The following is a 16308-nucleotide window of genomic DNA, read 5'->3' as shown; positions in this document are numbered from 1 at the left end:
GGACGCCTGATGCCTCCGGCCGCGCCATCGTGGTCCACCCCGTCCTCCGCAATGAGGCGGACGGGGTCCTGCGCCATCCCGAATCCTGCCTGGACGAGGCGGTGGGCCTTGCCCGCGCCATCGATCTGGAGGTCGTGCACGCCGAATGCGCGCGGGTGAACCGCCCGCAGCCTTCGATCCTTCTCGGGTCGGGGACGGTGGAGCATTTTGCCCAGATCGTGGAGGAGACGGAGGCGTCCCTCGTCATCCTCGACCACGCGCTGTCGCCGGTGCAGCAGCGCAATCTGGAAAAGGCCCTGAAGGTCAAGGTCATCGACCGCACCGGTCTGATCCTGGAGATCTTCGGCGCCCGCGCCCGCACGCGTGAAGGCATGCTCCAGGTCGAGCTGGCCGCTCTGACCTACCAGAAGTCGCGCCTCGTCCGCTCCTGGACCCACCTGGAACGCCAGCGCGGCGGCTTCGGCTTCCTCGGCGGCCCCGGCGAATCCCAGCTTGAAATGGACCGCCGCCTGATCGGCGACCGCATCGTCAAGATCAAGAAGGAGCTGGAGGAGGTCCGCCGCACCCGTGGCCTGCACCGCAAGGCCCGCGCCAAGGTGCCGTACCTGGTGGTGGCGCTGGTCGGCTACACCAACGCCGGCAAGTCGACGCTGTTCAACCGGCTGGCCAACGCCGACGTCTTCGCCAAGGACCTGCTGTTCGCCACGCTGGACCCGACGATGCGTCAGGTGACGCTGCCGTCCGGGCGCAAGGTGATCCTGTCGGACACGGTGGGCTTCATCTCCGACCTGCCGCACGGCCTCGTCGCCGCCTTCCGCGCCACGCTGGAGGAGGTGGACGCCGCCGACATCATCCTGCACGTCCGCGACGTGTCCCACCAGGACAGCGAGGCCCAGAAGGCCGACGTGCACGAGGTCATGAGCGACATGGGCATCGACCCGGACGCCGACGACCGGGTGATCGAGGTGCTGAACAAGATCGACGCGCTGGACGAGGAGTCGCGTGAGGCGATCCTGGCCCAGACAGCCCGCAACCCGCGCGCGGTGGCGGTGTCCGCCCTGTCCGGGGCGGGGATCGCCGATCTCGACCGGCTGCTTGACCAGCGGATGAACGCCCACCGCCATGTGGTGGACCTGTCGGTCGAGTTGGGGGATGGGGCGGCGCTCGCGTGGCTCTATGCAAAAGGTGAGGTGCTGGAGCGGCGGGACGACGAGGTCCAGGCCCACATCCAGGTGGCCATCGACCCGGCGGATCTGGCCCGTTTCGAGAAACGGTTCGTGCACGGCTGATCTTTCGCCATAAAGGAGTCGGGCGCGTCATAATTCGTTCGTGCACATGCGACGACATGACGCGCCCGATTTCAGCCCCGTCCTACGACGTCCGAGGTGTAGCCTTTTCCTAACGCGCCCCCGATATTCGACACGGGGAGCCGATGGGTTATCCCCGGGAGGAGGCCCGCCTATGCGTTTGCAGACCGATCCTACACACTTCTCGATCACCGCCTTTCTGGCCGATCAGGTGACCCTGGTCGCCCGGCAGGAGCAGTTGTCGCCCGGTGCCGCGGTGCTGCGCATCCAGGAACTGTCGCGCGACACCGCCGGACGCGCCCGTCTGCTGGAAATCATCAGCGACGCTTGGCGCAAGGAAACCAACCCGACGGAAAGCGGCAAGATTGCCGCCCTGCGGTCCGAACTGGCCGCCTGGGCGCTGCACGCCACCCCGAGCGAAAGCCTGCCGCGCTCCTGACGGAGACGGCTGTGCCGGGACAAGGATTTGTCCGTGGCTATGCAGCGGGCAGGGCGCCATAATGGACGCTCGGCCCGCTTTCTTTTTCCGGATTCCCTTGCGCGTACCGATCGCTCTCCTGTCCCTGGCGTTTCTGGCCTTCGCGGGCACCGCCTCCGCCGCCGAGCGGGTGCTGCCGCCGGGATTCGTGGAGGAGCCACCGGTCGCCCCGGAAGCCCCCCTGCCGCCGGAGCCTGCGGAGTTTCCTCCAGCGCCGCCCGGCCCGCTGGTGGTGGCGCCGGACCCGAAGGAACTGCTGAAAGCCTGCAAGGAAGCGACCTTCACCGATTGCTTCCGCCTGTGGCGTCCGCCCCCGCCGCCGCCCAAGGAGGAAACACGGGAGGCGCGCGACGTGCCGCAGTCCCCGCCCGATCCGAACGCGCCGCGCAAGCCGCCGGACCCCGGCCCGCCGACCGGCACGCCGCCCGCCCCGAACCCCGCGGCCGATCAAGCCACCTATGACGCGCTGGTCAAAGCGTTGAAAGACAGCGGCTTGGACGGCAAAGTCATGCTGCCGGAACCGCCGAAGGATGGCGGAACGGTTCTGAGACTCGACCCCCGATCCAACAAAGCGGCACCGAAACCGTGACAGATTTTCCGATTCCCGACGTCGACCGCGTCTCCGCGATCATCCGCGAGGTCGCGGAAAGCGAAATCCTTCCCTATTTCCGCGATCTGGCGAACGCCGGCATCCGTGAGAAGACCGGTCCGGCCGATCTCGTGACGCTGGCCGACGAGGCGGGGGAGCGCGCCCTGACGCCGCGCCTGCTGGACCTGCTTCCCGGAAGCACGGTGGTGGGGGAGGAGGCCGTCTCCGAGGACAAGTCCCTGCTCGACCGCATCCACGGCGATGCGCCGGTCTGGATCATCGACCCGATCGACGGCACCCTGAACTTCGCGAACGGGCGCCCGCTGTTCGCGGTGATCATCGCCCTGGCCTGCCGTGGCGAGACGGTGGCCGGCTGGATCTACGACCCGTGCGACGGGCGCATCGCCACGGCGGTGAAAGGGCAGGGCGCCCACCTGAACGGCAAGCGCGTCACGGTCGCCCCGGCGGTCCCCCTGGCCGAGATGACCGGAGCCCTGTCGACGCGCTTCTGCGCGGAGGATCTGGGACGCCAGCTCGACGAGCGCGGCCGCTCCCTCGGCCCGCGCGTCTGCCTGTCCAGCGCCGCGCAGGAGTATCTGCGCCTGCTCGACGGCCGGGCGCATTTCTCGATGTACCACCGGCTGATGCCATGGGATCACGCGGCTGGCGTTCTGCTCCACGCGGAGGCCGGCGGCTACAGCGCGCTGTTCGACGGCTCGCCCTATCGTCCGACCGCCCTCAACGGTGGGGTGATGCTGACCCCCGACCGTGCGAGTTGGGAGGCGATGCACCGGCATCTGTTCGGCTAAGGGGAACGCGCACCGGACTACCGCACACGTCCTCCGGCGGGGACCGGATTCGGCGGGAACTCCCTGGGTAAGGCGGCCTTATAGTGCCAGGATGCCGGAAACGGCCGCCGTGAGCCTTGCGGAGCGCCCGATCATGAAGGCCATTGCCCTGAAGCGCGTGCTGTTGGTGGCGTCACTGCTGGCGCCCACGGCCTGCGCGGAGCGCATCGCCGAATGTCAGCCTTCAGGCGGAGCGGCGGTCCTGGCCGCCGACGCGGCACAGTGTTCCACCGAGCCCGAGACCGCGGACGCCGCCTTGGATCACGAGGTGGTTCGCGCGATCGACGCCGAACCGGTGCTCAGCGTGGCACCGCCGCAGCGTCGGAAGCCGCGGCCCGCCACGCACGCGCATTCCATGGAGTGAAAAGGCCCGCGATCCCTCGGAACCCGCCATCGCCACCATGTGTTGGACCAACGCAACAACGGCGGGTGATCCATGCAGACGGCCAACATCCACGATCCCTCAAGCATCGAGAGCGTCTACCCACGAAGCGCCTTCGACAACGACGCGCGGCAGAACGCGCGGGACAAGGAGGCGGTGGAGCATGGCGTGATGATCCTGTCGATGCCGGACGCTGATGGGAACTTCTCGCTGAAGCCCTCCCAACGTCACGTCGGCGAGCCGGAGACGACGACCCACTCGATTTTTCTGTCGCCGACCCTGGAGAACTCCGAGTATGGAGCGCTTACTCCGAGCGACACCGGCTATGACGCGCCGATCGAACCGGCAGAATCCGCAAAGACTTCCGGCGATCCGTACCGGTCCTTCGTGGAATCGCTGATCCAGGCCGCCCGCGGCGCGGATTTTCCACCTCAGCCACCCGCCGAAAGCTTGAAGGGGTTCCGCGGAGGCTGAAGCCATCGAGGACCGGAGGGCTGCCAAAGGCGCCCTCCTCGCTTCTTCAAGAACTTATTTTCCATAATCTCTCTTATATGATTTCAATGCTCCGGCGGGGCGCACGCTCTTTTCTCGCTGGTACGGGTCCGCTAAGGTCGCTGACCCATTCCATCCCGCTGCCGAAGAAGACCTTCCCATGTCCCGCAACATCGACCGCCTGATCGACGTCATGGCCCGCCTGCGCGACCCCAACGGCGGATGCCCGTGGGATCTGGAGCAGAACTACGCCACCATCGCGCCGCACACGATCGAGGAAGCCTACGAGGTGGCCGACGCCATCGAAAAAGGCGACATGCCGGCGCTGCGCGAGGAGTTGGGCGACCTGCTCTTCCAAGTGGTCTATTACAGCCAGATGGCCCGCGAAGAGAATCTGTTCGACTTCGACGAGGTCGCCGGCGTCATCGCCGACAAGATGATTCGTCGCCACCCGCACGTTTTCGGCGCCGAGGAGGTCAAGGGCGCCGACATGCAGACCTCGCGCTGGGAGGACCACAAGGCCGCGGAGCGCGCCGCCAAGGCCGCCGAGGAAGGCCGCGCCCCGTCCGCCCTGGAGGGCGTCATCGCCGGTCTCCCTGCCCTCACCCGCGCCCTGAAGCTGCAGAACCGCGCCGCCCGCGTCGGCTTCGACTGGACCGACGCGCGGGACATCCTCGACAAGATCGAGGAGGAGGTCCGCGAACTGCGGCATGAGATGGACAGCGGCTCCGCCCCGGATCGGGTGGCCGACGAGCTGGGCGATCTGCTCTTCGCTCTGGTCAACCTCGCCCGCCGCCTGAAGGTCGAGCCGGAATCGGCGCTGCGCGGCACCAACGCCAAGTTCGAACGCCGTTTCCACCGCATTGAGGCGCTTCTGTCCGAGCAGGGCCGCACCCCCAAGGAGGCGACGCTGGACGAGATGGAGGCCTTCTGGCAGCAGGCCAAGCGCGAGGAACGCGGCGAGTTCCTGACCCGCCCTCACCGCGCCGCGCTGGTCTCCAGCAAGGCCAGCAGGCCGGCCAGCAGATCGGCCGGTCGTGGCGGACAGCCGGGGATGCGCAGGTCCACCGGCAGCACCTCCTCCACCGGACCGACGCAGGCGTAGCCGCCGGCGAACAGGCCGCCGCTGACGGCGCAGTCGCCACAGGCCACCAGCCATTTCGGGCCGGGCGTGGCGTCCCAGGTGCGGATCAGTGCCTCGCGCATGTTGCGGGCGACCGGACCGGTGACCAGCAGGACGTCGGCGTGCCGCGGCGAGGCGACGAAGCGGATGCCGAACCGTTCCAGGTCGTAGATCGGGTTGTTCAGCGCGTGGATTTCCAGCTCGCAGCCGTTGCAGGACCCCGCGTCGACCTCGCGGATCGACAGGCTGCGGCCCAGCCGAGCCTTGGCGGCCTTGTCCAACTGTCCGGCCAGCTCCGCCAAAGCCGCATCGGCGGGGGCAGGCGCGGCCTCGGTGACAGGGCCGCCGGTCAGGGAGGTCAGGATGTGCTTCAGCATCGGCGGCCTCCTTACAGGTCGTGTCCCGCGTAGGAACAGTTGAACGACTTGTTGCACAGCGGAAAGTCGGCGACGATGTTTCCCCCGATGGCCGCCTCCAGCAACGGCCACTGGAACCAGGAAGGGTCGCGCGGGTGGCAGCGGGCGACCATGCCCTCCCCGTCCAGCCGCACCCAGGTCAGAATCTCGCCGCGGAAGGATTCGACCAAGGCCATGCCCTCCCCGCCCCGGCCGGCCTCCAGCGGGACCGACGGGTGGTCGAGGCCGCGCGAAATCGCCGGCAGGCGGGTGACGATCTGCTCGATCAGCGACAGGGACTGCTCCACTTCGCGGATGCGCACCCAGACGCGGGCGTTCACGTCGCCCTCGGTCAGCACCGGCACCTCGAAATTCAGCTCGTCGTAGGGCGCGTAGCCGGGGCTGCGGCGGGCGTCCTGGTCACGGCCGGAGGCGCGTCCGACGTGTCCTCCGGCACCGAAGCGGGTGACCAGCTCTGCGGAGACGATCCCCGTCGTGACCGTGCGGTCCTGCAAGGACGCCTTGCCGTCATAGACCGCGACCAGCGGTGGGAAGCGTTTGCGCAGCTCCGCCACCAGCTCCAGCAGCAGGCCCGCGCCGCGCTCCGGCAGGTCGGTGGCGACACCGCCGGGGATCACCCGGTCCATCATCAGCCGGTGCCCGAAGCAGGCGTCCGCGGTGCGCAGCACGCGCTCCCGCAACTGGCTGGTCTGGGCCAGCATGAAGGCGAAGGCGGCGTCGTTGCAGATCGCCCCGATATCGCCGAGATGATTGGCGATCCGCTCCAGCTCGGCCATCAGGGCGCGCAGCCACACCGCCCGCGCCGGCACCTCGATCCCCAGCGCCGCCTCGACCGCGCGGGCGAAGGCGAGGCTGTGCGCCACCGTCGCATCACCGGAGATGCGGGCGGCCAGCCTCGCCGTCTCCGCCACCGGCCTGCCCTGCATCAGCCCCTCCACCCCGCGGTGGACGTAGCCGAGCCGCTCCTCCAGCCGGACGACGGTCTCGCCGTTGGCGGTGAAGCGGAAATGGCCGGGCTCGATGATGCCGGCGTGGACGGGGCCGACCGGGATCTGGTGCAACCCTTCGCCTTCCACCGGCAGGAAGGTGTAGGGGCCGGGGCTGGGAACCGGGGCCGCCGGCTGCTCCGACAGGGGACGGCGCACGCCCCAGGCGTCGTGGTCCAGCCAGGGGCGCGGGTCGGTGGTGCGCTCCGCCACCAAGCCGTAGAGGTCGTGGGCGGCGCGCTCCAGCCGGTTGGCGGCGGGGCGCACGGCGCTCAGGCTCGGGAAACGGCCTTGCGGGCAGTCGAGGCTGACCACCGCGACGTCGCCGGAGAAATCCTCGCGGAAGGCGGCGTGGACCGCCTTCGGCTCCCCCCACAGGCCGAGCAGGCTCCAGCCGTTGCCCGCCAGTTCCTCGATCAGGCGCAGCCAGCCGTCGCGTCCCAGCCGGTAGCGCGGCCAGGGCCGGTGCCCCTCAACCGGCGTGCCGATGCGGTTCAACAGGCCGAACAGCGGTTCTTCCCCGTACATGCCGCCTCCCCTACCCCAGCAGCGCCGCGACGGCCTGGAACCACGCGACCAGCGGCCCCGGCAGCCAGACCCCCGCCACCAGAACCAGCGCCAGATGCGCGTAGAGCGGAACCAGCGTCCCCTGCAGCGGCACCTCGGCAACCGGAACGCCGCTGCCCTCCACCATGCCCGGCGCGCCGAAGCACAGTTGCTGGACCCGCAGCACCAGCGCCCCGAAGGCGACCAGGATGCCAACGACCAGCGGCAGGGCCAGCACCGGCTGCCGCGCGAAGGTGCTGGTGACCAGCAGGAATTCGCTCATGAACACGCCGAAGGGCGGCAACCCGGCGATGGCCACGACCCCGGCCAGCAGGCCCCAACCGAGCGCCGGATGGCTGACCGTCAGGCCGGAAATCCGCTCGATCCGCTGCGTCCCCGTCACCTGCACGGCGTGGCCGACCGCGTAGAAGATGGCCGACTTGGTCAGGCTGTGCATCGCCATGTGCAGCAGCCCGGCGAAGTTGGCGAGCGGCCCGCCCATGCCGAAGGCGAAGGTGATGATGCCCATATGCTCGATGGAGCTGTAGGCGAAGAAGCGCTTCACGTCGCGCCGCCGGTAGAGCATCAGCCCGGCCAGCAGCAGCGAGGCCAGCCCCATGGCGATCATCAGCGGCCCCGGCGCGATGGCCTGCCCGTTCGCCGCCAGCAGCATCTTGAAGCGCAGCACGGCGTAGAGCGCCACGTTCAGCAGCAGGCCCGACAGCACGGCGGAGATCGGCGTCGGCCCCTCCGCGTGGGCGTCCGGCAGCCAGGCGTGCAGCGGCGCCAGACCGACCTTGGTGCCGTAGCCGATCAGCAGGAATACGAAGGCGAGGTTGAGGATCGCCGGGCTGATCTTGGCGACGTGGCCCATCAGTTCCGTCCAGGTCATCGCCGCCATGCCCGGTCCCATCACCGGCTGGGCAGCCATGTACATCAGGATGGTGCCGAACAAGGCGAGCGCGATGCCGACGCCGCACAGGATGAAGTATTTCCACGCCGCCTCGATGCTGGCGGCGGTGCGGTAGAGGCTGACCATCAGCACGGTGGTCAGGGTCGCCCCCTCCACCGCCACCCACATGACGCCCAGGTTGTTGGCCGACAGGGCCAGCAGCATGGTGAACATGAAGGCCTGGTACATGGCGTGGTAGAAGCGCAGCTTGCGCTCGTCCAGCTTGCCCACTGCGATCTCGTGGGCGATGTAGCCGGCGGAAAAGACGCTGGTGGTCAGCCCGACGAAGGCGGTGAGCGCGATCAGGTAGATGTTGAAGGCGTCCACCACGAACAGCGCGCCGCTCGACGGCTCCAGCCCGAACAGGACCAGGGACGCCAGCAGCGTGACGGCGGAGAAGCCGATGTTCAGCCGCGCGCCCAGCCGGTGGCCGGGAACCAGGGCGAGGACGGCGGCGCCGATCAGCGGGGTGGCGACGATGACGGCGACGACGCTCAATCGCTTTCCCCCCGGAAGCTCTCGATCTTCTGCATGTCGAGCGTGTCGAACCGCTCGCGGATGTGGAACAGGAAGATGCCAAAGATGATGAAGGCCACCATGACGGAGAAGGCCACCGACATCTCGACAACCAGCGGCATGCCGGCCGCGCCGACCGCCGCCAGGATCAGCCCGTTCTCGATCGACATGAAGCCGACCACCTGGCTGACCGCGTTGCGCCGGGAGATCATCATCAGCAGGCCGAGCAGGACGACCGACAGCGACAGCGCCAGGTTCTCGCGGGTCAGGGCGGTGGCGTCGGCCGTCACCGGCAGAACCAGCAGGATCGACAGGGTGACCAGCGACACGCCCGCCACCATGGTCAGCCCGATGCCCAGCGCCGGCTCGATCGTGCGGTGGATCTTCATCTTCACGATGATGCGGTGCAACGCCACCGGGATCAGGATGGCCTTGAGGACCAGGGTCAGGAGTGCTGTGATGTAGAGGTGCGGCTCCCCGTGGGAGTAGGCCTGCCACGCCGCCGTCGCGGTCAGGGCGAGCGCCTGCAGGGTGAAGACGTTGAGCAGGGAGAACAGCCGCCGCTGGTAGAGCAGAGCGAAGCTCATCAGCAGGACGACGGCCCCCAGCATGTGCGCGGCGTCATAGCCCAGGTCGCTCACCTCATACCCCCCGCGACACGTAGAGGAAGATCGCGCCGAGCAGGCTCAGCAGCAGGGCGCCGCCCAGGAACTCGCCGACCCGGAAGACGCGCATCTTGGCGATGGAGGTCTCGAACAGCGCCAGCAGGGTCCCGCCGACGGCCAGCTTCGCCACGAAGACGACCACGCCGCCCAGCGCCGCCGCCACGCCGGACCCGGCGGTGGCCATGCCCCAGGGCGCGAAGACGCAGGCGATCAGCGCCATGTAAAGCAGCATCTTGAGCATGCTCGCCGCCTCGACCAGGGCGAGATGGCGGCCGGAGTACTCCAGCACCATGGCCTCGTGCACCATGGTCAGCTCTAGGTGCGTGGCCGGGTTGTCGATGGGAATGCGCGCGTTCTCGGCGATCGCGACCATGACCAGGGCGATCAGCGCGAGCGCCAGGGAGATGCGGAGCCCGACCGCGCCGGACATCATGAAGTCGGCGATCTCGGCGAGCGAGGTGCTGCGGACCAGGATCGCCACCGAGAAGACGATCATCAGCATCGCCGGCTCGGCGAGCGCCGCGATCATCATCTCGCGCGACGAGCCGATTCCGCCGAAGCTCGTCCCCGTGTCCATCCCGGCGAGCGCCAGGAAGAAGCGCGCCGAGCCGAGCAGGGCGATTAGCGCGATCAGGTCCGCCGTGGGGGCGAGCGCCAGTTGCGTGGTGAAGACCGGCACCAGCCCGGCGGCCAGCCAGATCGCCGTGAACATCATGTAGGGGACGGAGCGGAACAGCCAGGAGGCGTTGCGGGCCAGCACCACCTCCTTGCGCAGCAGCCGCAGCAGGTCGCGGTAGGGCTGGAGAGCGGACGGCCCCCGCCGCCCGACCAGCCGCGCCTTGACCAGCCGCACCCAGCCGGTCAGCAGCGGCGCCAGTGCCAGCACCAGGAGCATCTGCAGAATTTGGTACAGGGTGGCGAGCAGCGGCGTCATCGTTGCGTCACCGCCACCATCACCAGCAGCACGACCAGCGCCAGGAACATCAGGGTCAGGTAGCGGCGGATGGTCAGGAACTGCAACCGGTTGGCCTTCTCGGCCAGCCACCCCACCGCGCGGGCCAGCGGCTCCACCACCACGACCCAGGCCGGGTCGGTCCAGGTCACCGACAGGCGGGCGGGGCGCGTGTCGCCCGGTGCCGGCATGTCCACATGGTCGCGGGCGCGGAACACCGTGCTGCCGAAGGCGCGGCGGATCGGTTGGCCAAAGCTGGAGGCCGTGTATTGGGTGACCGCCGCCGGGTCCGGCCCTTCGAAGCCGCAGCCCCAGGGGATCGACCAGCGCACCCGGTCGCTCGCCTTGCGATGGATGCCCAGCACCAGCACGACCGACAGCAGCGCGATCACCACCAGCATGATCAGGCCGTTGTAGGAGTTGCCGATGGCCGAAGTCGGGGCCAGCCAGAACCACGGCTGGTAGGCGCGCCCGTCGAACGGCCCGGCCTCCACCAGCAGGCGCAGCGCCGGCTCGAACAGGCGGATCAGCGGAGTCGGCAGGACGCCGAGAACGACGCAGAGCACCGCCGGGACCGCCATGCCGAGCCGCATCGCCCGCCCGACTTCGACCGCCTCCGCGGCGGCGCGCGACCGCGGGCGGCCCAGGAAGGCGATGCCGTAGAGCCGGACGAAGCAGGCGCCGGCGAGCGCGGTGGCGAGCGCCAAGGCGGCGCCGACCACGGCGATCTCGATCTTCAGCGACCATTCCGACAAGGCCGGGGCGTTCAGGATGGCCTGGAACAGAAGCCATTCCCCGACGAAGCCGTTCAGCGGCGGCAGGGCCGAGATCGCCGCGGCGCCAATCAGGGCGAGGACGGCGGTGGTCGGCATCCGGTGGATCAGCCCGCCCAGCCGGTTCAGGTCGCGCGCCCCCGTGGCGGTCAGCATGGCGCCCGCCGCGAAGAACAGCAGGCTCTTGAACAGGGAATGGTTGACGACGTGCAGCAGCGCCGCCGCCAGGGCGAGCGCCGCGATCACCGGCGTGTGGGCGGCCTTGAAGACCAGCGCCAGCCCGAGCGCGATGACGATGGCGCCGATGTTCTCCACCGTGGAATAGGCGAGCAGCCGCTTCACGTCGTCCTGCATCAGCGCGTAGAGCACACCCATCACGGCGGTCAGCGCGCCGAATCCCATGGTCACGCAGCCCCACCACCACTCCGGTTCGCCCAGCAGGTCGAACAGCACGCGGATCATCGCGTAGACGGCGACCTTGGTCATCACGCCGGACATCAGGGCCGAGACGTGGCTGGGGGCGGCCGGATGGGCCAGCGGCAGCCAGACATGCAGCGGCACCAGCCCGGCCTTCGACCCCGCCCCCAACAGAATCAACGCCACGACCAACGCCGCGGCCCCGGCCGCCGGGGCGTGGGCGCGGATGGCGGCGAAGCTGTAGTCGCCGTGCGCCGTCGCCAACACCCCGAAGGCCAGCAGCAGGCAGGCCGTCCCGAAGCTCGCCATGAGGAGGTAGAGGCGCGCCGCCTTGGGCGTGTCCGGGTCCCGGTGGGTGGAGAGCACGAGCAGCCAGGAGGCCAGCGACATGAACTCCCAGGACAGCAGGAAGGTGAAGGCGTCGGCGGCGATCAGCACCATGTTCATGCCCGCCAGGAACAGCGGGTAGAGCGGCAGGACCGGGCCGTCCTGAGAAGCACCATGGGATTCGTGATGCGCCCGCTCGTACCCCCAGCCGAACAGGCTGGCGGTGATGCCGCCCAGGTTGACGACGATCAGGAAGACGGCGGACAGCGCGTCGGCGCGCAGATGGGCCTGGATCCAAGGCAGTCCGACCGGCAGGACCAAGTCGGCGTCCGCCCCGCCCCCGGCCAGCCGCAGCGCCGCCCACAGCGCGATCAGCGCACAGGCCGCCGCCGTTCCGCCATAGACCACCGTGGGTGCTTGCGGCAGCCGCTTCGCCGCGGCGCCGACGACGGCCACTGCGAACAGAAAGGCGATTGCCGAAACGACCAGTCCCAAGGCAGCGAATCCGTTTGGATTAGACCCACAATCAGTAAGGATGTTTCTCCCAATGAACGCAAGGGGAAAAACTCTGTCGTGTTCATCTCGTGGATGCGCGTGCTTTGGGCGCCACGCGCACAGAAAAAAGGCGGCTCACCAAATCGGGAGCCGCCGGAGTTTGTTCGGGAGGAAACGCAACCAAGTTGCAGGGGAAGATATGCGCCCGTTAAGGTTAACGACGCGTGAATCGCGCGGAGTTTTTCTTTGACTATACTTTTTCGCAAGAATCGGGTTCCGGACTCGCGCGTCCGCTCCGGACCGGCCTCCGGACCGGTCTCCCCCGCCTCTCCCAGATCGGCACTGGCCGGGAAGGCCCCCTTCGCGCTATAGGAGGCACCCTTCCCTTTCACCAGTCACCGGTCCTCCATGCCGTCCACGTCCATCAGCCAACGCATCGCCGACGAGCTTTCGGTCCGCGAATCCCAGGTCGCCGCGGCCGTCAAGCTGCTCGACGAAGGATCGACCGTTCCCTTCATCGCCCGTTACCGCAAGGAGGCCACGGGCGGGCTCGACGACACGCAGTTGCGCACGCTGGAGGAACGGCTGTCCTACCTGCGCGAGCTTGAAGACCGGCGCGCGGCGATCCTGTCCTCCGTCCGCGAGCAGGACAAGCTGACGCCGGAGCTGGAACTGCAGATCCGCCAGGCCGACACCAAGACGCGCCTGGAAGACCTCTACCTGCCCTACAAGCCGAAGCGCCGCACCAAGGCGCAGATCGCCCGCGAGGCGGGGCTGGAGCCGCTGGCCGACCGTCTGCTCGCCGATCCGACGCTTCCGCCGGACGCCGAGGCTGCCGGCTTCGTCAGCGCCGACAAGGGCGTGGCCGACGTCAAGGCGGCGCTGGACGGCGCCCGCCACATCCTGGTGGAGCGCTTCGGCGAGGACGCCGAGCTGGTCGGCCGGCTGCGCGCCACCATGGCCGACAAGGGCGTGGTGACCGCCAAGGTGATCGAGGAGAAGCGGGCCGAGGGCGCCAAATTCTCCGATTACTTCGAGTTCGACGAGCCCTGGGCGAAGGTGCCCTCGCACCGCGCGCTGGCGCTGTTCCGCGGCCGGACCCAGGGCGTTCTGGACATCCGCCTGGATCTGCCGGTCGAGGAGGGGCAGCCCCACCCGGCGGAGCGCACCATCGCCGCCCACACCGGCATCCGCGACCAGGGCCGCCCGGCCGACAAGTGGTTGTCCGACGTGGTGCGCTGGACCTGGAAGCTGAAGATCGGCCCGCATGTCGAGACCGACCTGATGGGCGACCTGCGCGAGCGCGCCGAGGACGAGGCCATCCGCGTCTTCGCCCGCAACCTGCATGACCTGCTGCTGGCCGCCCCGGCCGGCCCGCGCACCACCATCGGCCTCGACCCCGGCATCCGCACCGGCGTGAAGGTCGCCGTGGTCGACGCCACGGGCAAGCTGGTCGACACCGCCACCGTCTACCCGCACCAGCCGAGGAACGACTGGGACGGCGCCATCGCCGCCATCGCCGCCCTGGCGGTGCGCCACAAGGCGGAGCTGATCTCCATCGGCAACGGCACGGCCAGCCGCGAGACCGACAAGCTGGTCGCCGACCTGTTCAAGCGCCACCCGGAGCTGAAGCTGACCAAGCTGGTGGTCAGCGAGGCCGGCGCGTCGGTCTATTCCGCGTCGGAGACCGCGGCGGCGGAGTTCCCGAAGCTGGACGTCAGCCTGCGCGGCGCCGTCTCCATCGCCCGCCGCCTCCAGGACCCGCTGGCCGAGCTGGTGAAGATCGAGCCGAAGTCCATCGGCGTCGGCCAGTACCAGCACGACGTATCGGGCGGCAAGCTCGCCCGCTCGCTGGACGCGGTGGTGGAGGACTGCGTGAACGCCGTCGGCGTCGACCTGAACACGGCGTCCGTCCCGCTGCTGACCCGCGTGTCCGGCCTGAACGAGACCATCGCCCGCAACATCGTGGAGCACCGCGACCGCAACGGCGCCTTCCGCTCGCGCAAGCAGTTGCTGGACGTGGCGCGCCTCGGCCCGAAGACCTTCGAGCAGGCCGCCGGCTTCCTGCGCATCCGCGAGGGCGACAACCCGCTGGACACCTCCGCCGTCCACCCCGAGGCCTACCCGCTGGTCGAGCGCATCCTGAAGAAGACCGGCAAGGATCTGGGCAGCGTCATCGGCGACGCCCGCTTCCTGCGCGGGCTGAACGCCGAGGACTTCACCGACGAGCGGTTCGGCGTGCCGACCATCGAGGACATCCTGAAGGAGCTTGAGAAGCCCGGCCGCGACCCGCGTCCGGAGTTCAAGACGGCCACCTTCCAGGAGGGGGTCGAGGAGCTGAAGGACCTCCAGACCGGCATGGTTCTGGAAGGGGTGGTGACCAACGTCACCGCCTTCGGCGCCTTCGTGGACATCGGCGTGCACCAGGATGGGCTGGTTCACATCTCGCAGCTGTCCACCAGCTTCGTGAAGGACCCGCACACCGTCGTGAAGGCCAGCGACATCGTGAAGGTCAAGGTGATGGAGGTCGACATCCCGCGCAAGCGCATCGGCCTGACCATGCGCCTGACCGACGCCGCCCCGCGCCCGGAAAAGGGCCAGGGTCGCGGGGACGGCCGGGGTGAAGGCCAGCGTGGCGACGACAGGCGCCGTGACGACCGCCGTGACGACCGCCGCGGCCCGCCGCCCGGCAAGGGCGGCCCGGCTCCGAAACCCGCGAAGGCGCCGGAGCCCATCAACAACGCCTTCGCCGAAGCCTTCGCGCGGGCGCAGGCCGGCAAGAAGCGGTAAGGCCGCAACGGGCGCCCAGCGGGACGCGTGTCATGGGGCGGGTGCCGGCACACTCCGGTACTCTTCCCATGGACGGTTCGTGCGCCAAAGGCTAGTCTGCACCGACGCCAACCGCAGTTGCGCCCATGCTTTCTTCGGCAACCCGAATCGTCGGCTTGTACACGGGCCTTGCCACCGCGTGGGTGGTGGGGTCCGACCTCGTTCTGGACGCCGCCGGGCTGGGCGAGGTGGTGCTGATCCAGAACGTCAAGGGCACGGCCTTCGTCCTGTTCACCGCCCTGGCGCTGTGGGGCTTCCTGCGCCAGGAGTTCCGGCGGCGCACCCGCTCGGAGGACGCCCTGCGCTCCACGCTGGAGCGGCTGGCGCAGTCGGAGGCCGACCTTCGCTCGGTCATCGAAAAGCTGCCGGACTCCTTCTTCCGCACCGACCTGGACGGTCGCATCAGCATGGCCTCTCCCCAGTTCGCGCGGGAGTTCGGGCTGGCCCCCGAGACGGTGATCGGCACCCGCATCGCCGACCATTACGTGGAGGCGGACGGACGCGCCAAGTTCCTCGCGGCGCTGGAGGAGGCGGGCGGCGAGGTCCGCGACCATCGGATGCCGATGCGGCGGCAGGACGGCACCGTCTTCTGGATTTCCGCCAACGCCTACATCCGGCGCGATCCCGCCGGGCGGCCCATCGGAATCGAGGGGATCGCCCGCGACACCACGGCCCAGCACCATCTGGAGGAGCGGCTGCGCTACCTCGCCGGGCACGACGCGCTGACCGGGTTGTGCAACCGCATCCGCTTCGAAGACCGGCTGGAGCACGCCATTGCCCGCGCCAAGCGTGAGGACAGGAGCTTCGCCCTGCTCTTCCTCGACCTTGACGGATTCAAGGAGGTCAACGACACCCACGGCCACCAGAAGGGCGACGAGGTGCTGGTGACCACCGCGCAACGCGTGTCCAGCGCCCTGCGCAGCAGCGATACCACCGCCCGCATCGGCGGCGACGAGTTCGCCGTCCTGCTGGAGGGAGACATTTCCGTCGAGAACGCCCGGGCGGTGGCGGAGAAGGTGATCGACTGCATCGACCGTCCCATTCCCGGCCTCGACCTGTCGGTGTCGGCCAGCGTCGGCATGGCCTTCTACCCGTCGGACGGTGCCGACGCCGGCGTGCTGCTGCGTTGCGCCGATCAGGCCATGTACCGGGCCAAACGCCTGGGCAAGAACCGGCTGGAGCTGGGCACCGCCTGACCGGTGCAGCGGTCTGGGT

At 69.1% G+C, this 16308-nt stretch carries 14 protein-coding genes and 1 pseudogene; 9 read left to right on the top strand and 6 right to left on the bottom strand.

Going from position 1 to position 16308, the window contains the following annotated elements; genetic code table 11:
• The first annotated feature begins 29 nt into the window (after positions 1-29).
• The 7 genes and pseudogenes from hflX to mazG all read left to right on the top strand — a co-directional run.
• Positions 30-1289, top strand: coding sequence for a GTPase HflX (gene hflX / locus ACWPN5_RS19680; protein WP_492296975.1), 1260 nt, complete (start codon positions 30-32; stop codon positions 1287-1289).
• A 172-nt stretch (positions 1290-1461) separates the two neighbouring features.
• Positions 1462-1746 (top strand): hypothetical protein, encoded by a 285-nt coding sequence (locus ACWPN5_RS19675; RefSeq protein ID WP_145680632.1) that lies wholly within the window; start codon positions 1462-1464, stop codon positions 1744-1746.
• A gap of 97 nt (positions 1747-1843) precedes the next feature.
• Complete coding sequence (locus ACWPN5_RS19670; protein ID WP_492296973.1) at positions 1844-2374, top strand: hypothetical protein; 531 nt, start codon at positions 1844-1846, stop codon at positions 2372-2374.
• Positions 2371-3183 carry an inositol monophosphatase family protein gene (locus tag ACWPN5_RS19665; protein ID WP_200478860.1) on the top strand — a complete coding sequence of 271 codons (813 nt, stop codon included), beginning with the start codon at positions 2371-2373 and terminating at the stop codon, positions 3181-3183. The genes ACWPN5_RS19670 and ACWPN5_RS19665 overlap by 4 nt, the downstream gene beginning before the upstream one ends.
• Before the next feature lie 133 nt (positions 3184-3316).
• Positions 3317-3586 (top strand): hypothetical protein, encoded by a 270-nt coding sequence (locus ACWPN5_RS19660; protein ID WP_492296972.1) that lies wholly within the window; start codon positions 3317-3319, stop codon positions 3584-3586.
• Between the two features lie 72 nt (positions 3587-3658).
• Positions 3659-4078 carry a hypothetical protein gene (locus ACWPN5_RS19655; RefSeq protein WP_492296970.1) on the top strand — a complete coding sequence of 140 codons (420 nt, stop codon included), beginning with the start codon at positions 3659-3661 and terminating at the stop codon, positions 4076-4078.
• Positions 4079-4256: 178 nt separating this feature from the next.
• Positions 4257-5060, top strand: a pseudogene (mazG, locus tag ACWPN5_RS19650) (nucleoside triphosphate pyrophosphohydrolase); the annotation flags it as partial.
• A 14-nt stretch (positions 5061-5074) separates the two neighbouring features.
• Here mazG and ACWPN5_RS19645 read toward each other — a convergent pair.
• The 6 genes from ACWPN5_RS19645 to hyfB are packed head-to-tail and all read right to left on the bottom strand — an operon-like array spanning position 5075 to position 12264.
• Complete coding sequence (locus tag ACWPN5_RS19645; protein ID WP_492296969.1) at positions 5075-5596, bottom strand: NADH-quinone oxidoreductase subunit B family protein; 522 nt, start codon at positions 5594-5596, stop codon at positions 5075-5077.
• Positions 5597-5607: 11 nt separating this feature from the next.
• Positions 5608-7149: a hydrogenase large subunit gene (locus ACWPN5_RS19640; protein ID WP_492296967.1), complete on the bottom strand. Its 1542-nt coding sequence runs from the start codon at positions 7147-7149 to the stop codon at positions 5608-5610.
• A gap of 10 nt (positions 7150-7159) precedes the next feature.
• Positions 7160-8617: a hydrogenase 4 subunit F gene (locus tag ACWPN5_RS19635; protein ID WP_492296966.1), complete on the bottom strand. Its 1458-nt coding sequence runs from the start codon at positions 8615-8617 to the stop codon at positions 7160-7162.
• Entirely contained in the window at positions 8614-9276 is a 663-nt protein-coding gene (locus ACWPN5_RS19630; RefSeq protein WP_145680623.1) for a hydrogenase-4 component E, read from the bottom strand. The genes ACWPN5_RS19635 and ACWPN5_RS19630 overlap by 4 nt, the downstream gene beginning before the upstream one ends.
• Before the next feature lies 1 nt (position 9277).
• Complete coding sequence (locus tag ACWPN5_RS19625; protein WP_492296965.1) at positions 9278-10234, bottom strand: respiratory chain complex I subunit 1 family protein; 957 nt, start codon at positions 10232-10234, stop codon at positions 9278-9280.
• Positions 10231-12264, bottom strand: coding sequence for a hydrogenase 4 subunit B (gene hyfB, locus ACWPN5_RS19620; protein ID WP_492296963.1), 2034 nt, complete (start codon positions 12262-12264; stop codon positions 10231-10233). Before hyfB ends, ACWPN5_RS19625 begins: the two co-directional genes overlap by 4 nt.
• A gap of 408 nt (positions 12265-12672) precedes the next feature.
• Between hyfB and ACWPN5_RS19615 the strand changes: the two genes are divergently transcribed.
• Both ACWPN5_RS19615 and ACWPN5_RS19610 read left to right on the top strand, forming a co-directional pair.
• Positions 12673-15054, top strand: a complete 2382-nt coding sequence (locus ACWPN5_RS19615) for a Tex family protein (RefSeq protein ID WP_492296961.1) — start codon at positions 12673-12675, stop codon at positions 15052-15054.
• Between the two features lie 155 nt (positions 15055-15209).
• Positions 15210-16289: a diguanylate cyclase domain-containing protein gene (locus tag ACWPN5_RS19610; RefSeq protein WP_492296959.1), complete on the top strand. Its 1080-nt coding sequence runs from the start codon at positions 15210-15212 to the stop codon at positions 16287-16289.
• Positions 16290-16308: the final 19 nt, after the last annotated feature.

Source organism: Azospirillum sp. UENF 211521 (assembly GCF_058780535.1).
Note: the sequence above shows the minus strand (reverse complement) of the source record. Positions and strands in the feature narration are given on the sequence as shown.

Excerpts from the sequence above, each read along its gene's own strand:
- ACWPN5_RS19675 (WP_145680632.1), top strand. The coding sequence starts at position 1,462 with ATGCGTTTGCAGACCGATCCTACACACTTCTCGATCACCGCCTTTCTG.
- ACWPN5_RS19660 (WP_492296972.1), top strand. The coding sequence starts at position 3,317 with ATGAAGGCCATTGCCCTGAAGCGCGTGCTGTTGGTGGCGTCACTGCTG.
- ACWPN5_RS19655 (WP_492296970.1), top strand. The coding sequence starts at position 3,659 with ATGCAGACGGCCAACATCCACGATCCCTCAAGCATCGAGAGCGTCTAC.
- ACWPN5_RS19645 (WP_492296969.1), bottom strand. The coding sequence starts at position 5,596 with ATGCTGAAGCACATCCTGACCTCCCTGACCGGCGGCCCTGTCACCGAG.
- ACWPN5_RS19640 (WP_492296967.1), bottom strand. The coding sequence starts at position 7,149 with ATGTACGGGGAAGAACCGCTGTTCGGCCTGTTGAACCGCATCGGCACG.
- ACWPN5_RS19625 (WP_492296965.1), bottom strand. The coding sequence starts at position 10,234 with ATGACGCCGCTGCTCGCCACCCTGTACCAAATTCTGCAGATGCTCCTG.
- ACWPN5_RS19615 (WP_492296961.1), top strand. The coding sequence starts at position 12,673 with ATGCCGTCCACGTCCATCAGCCAACGCATCGCCGACGAGCTTTCGGTC.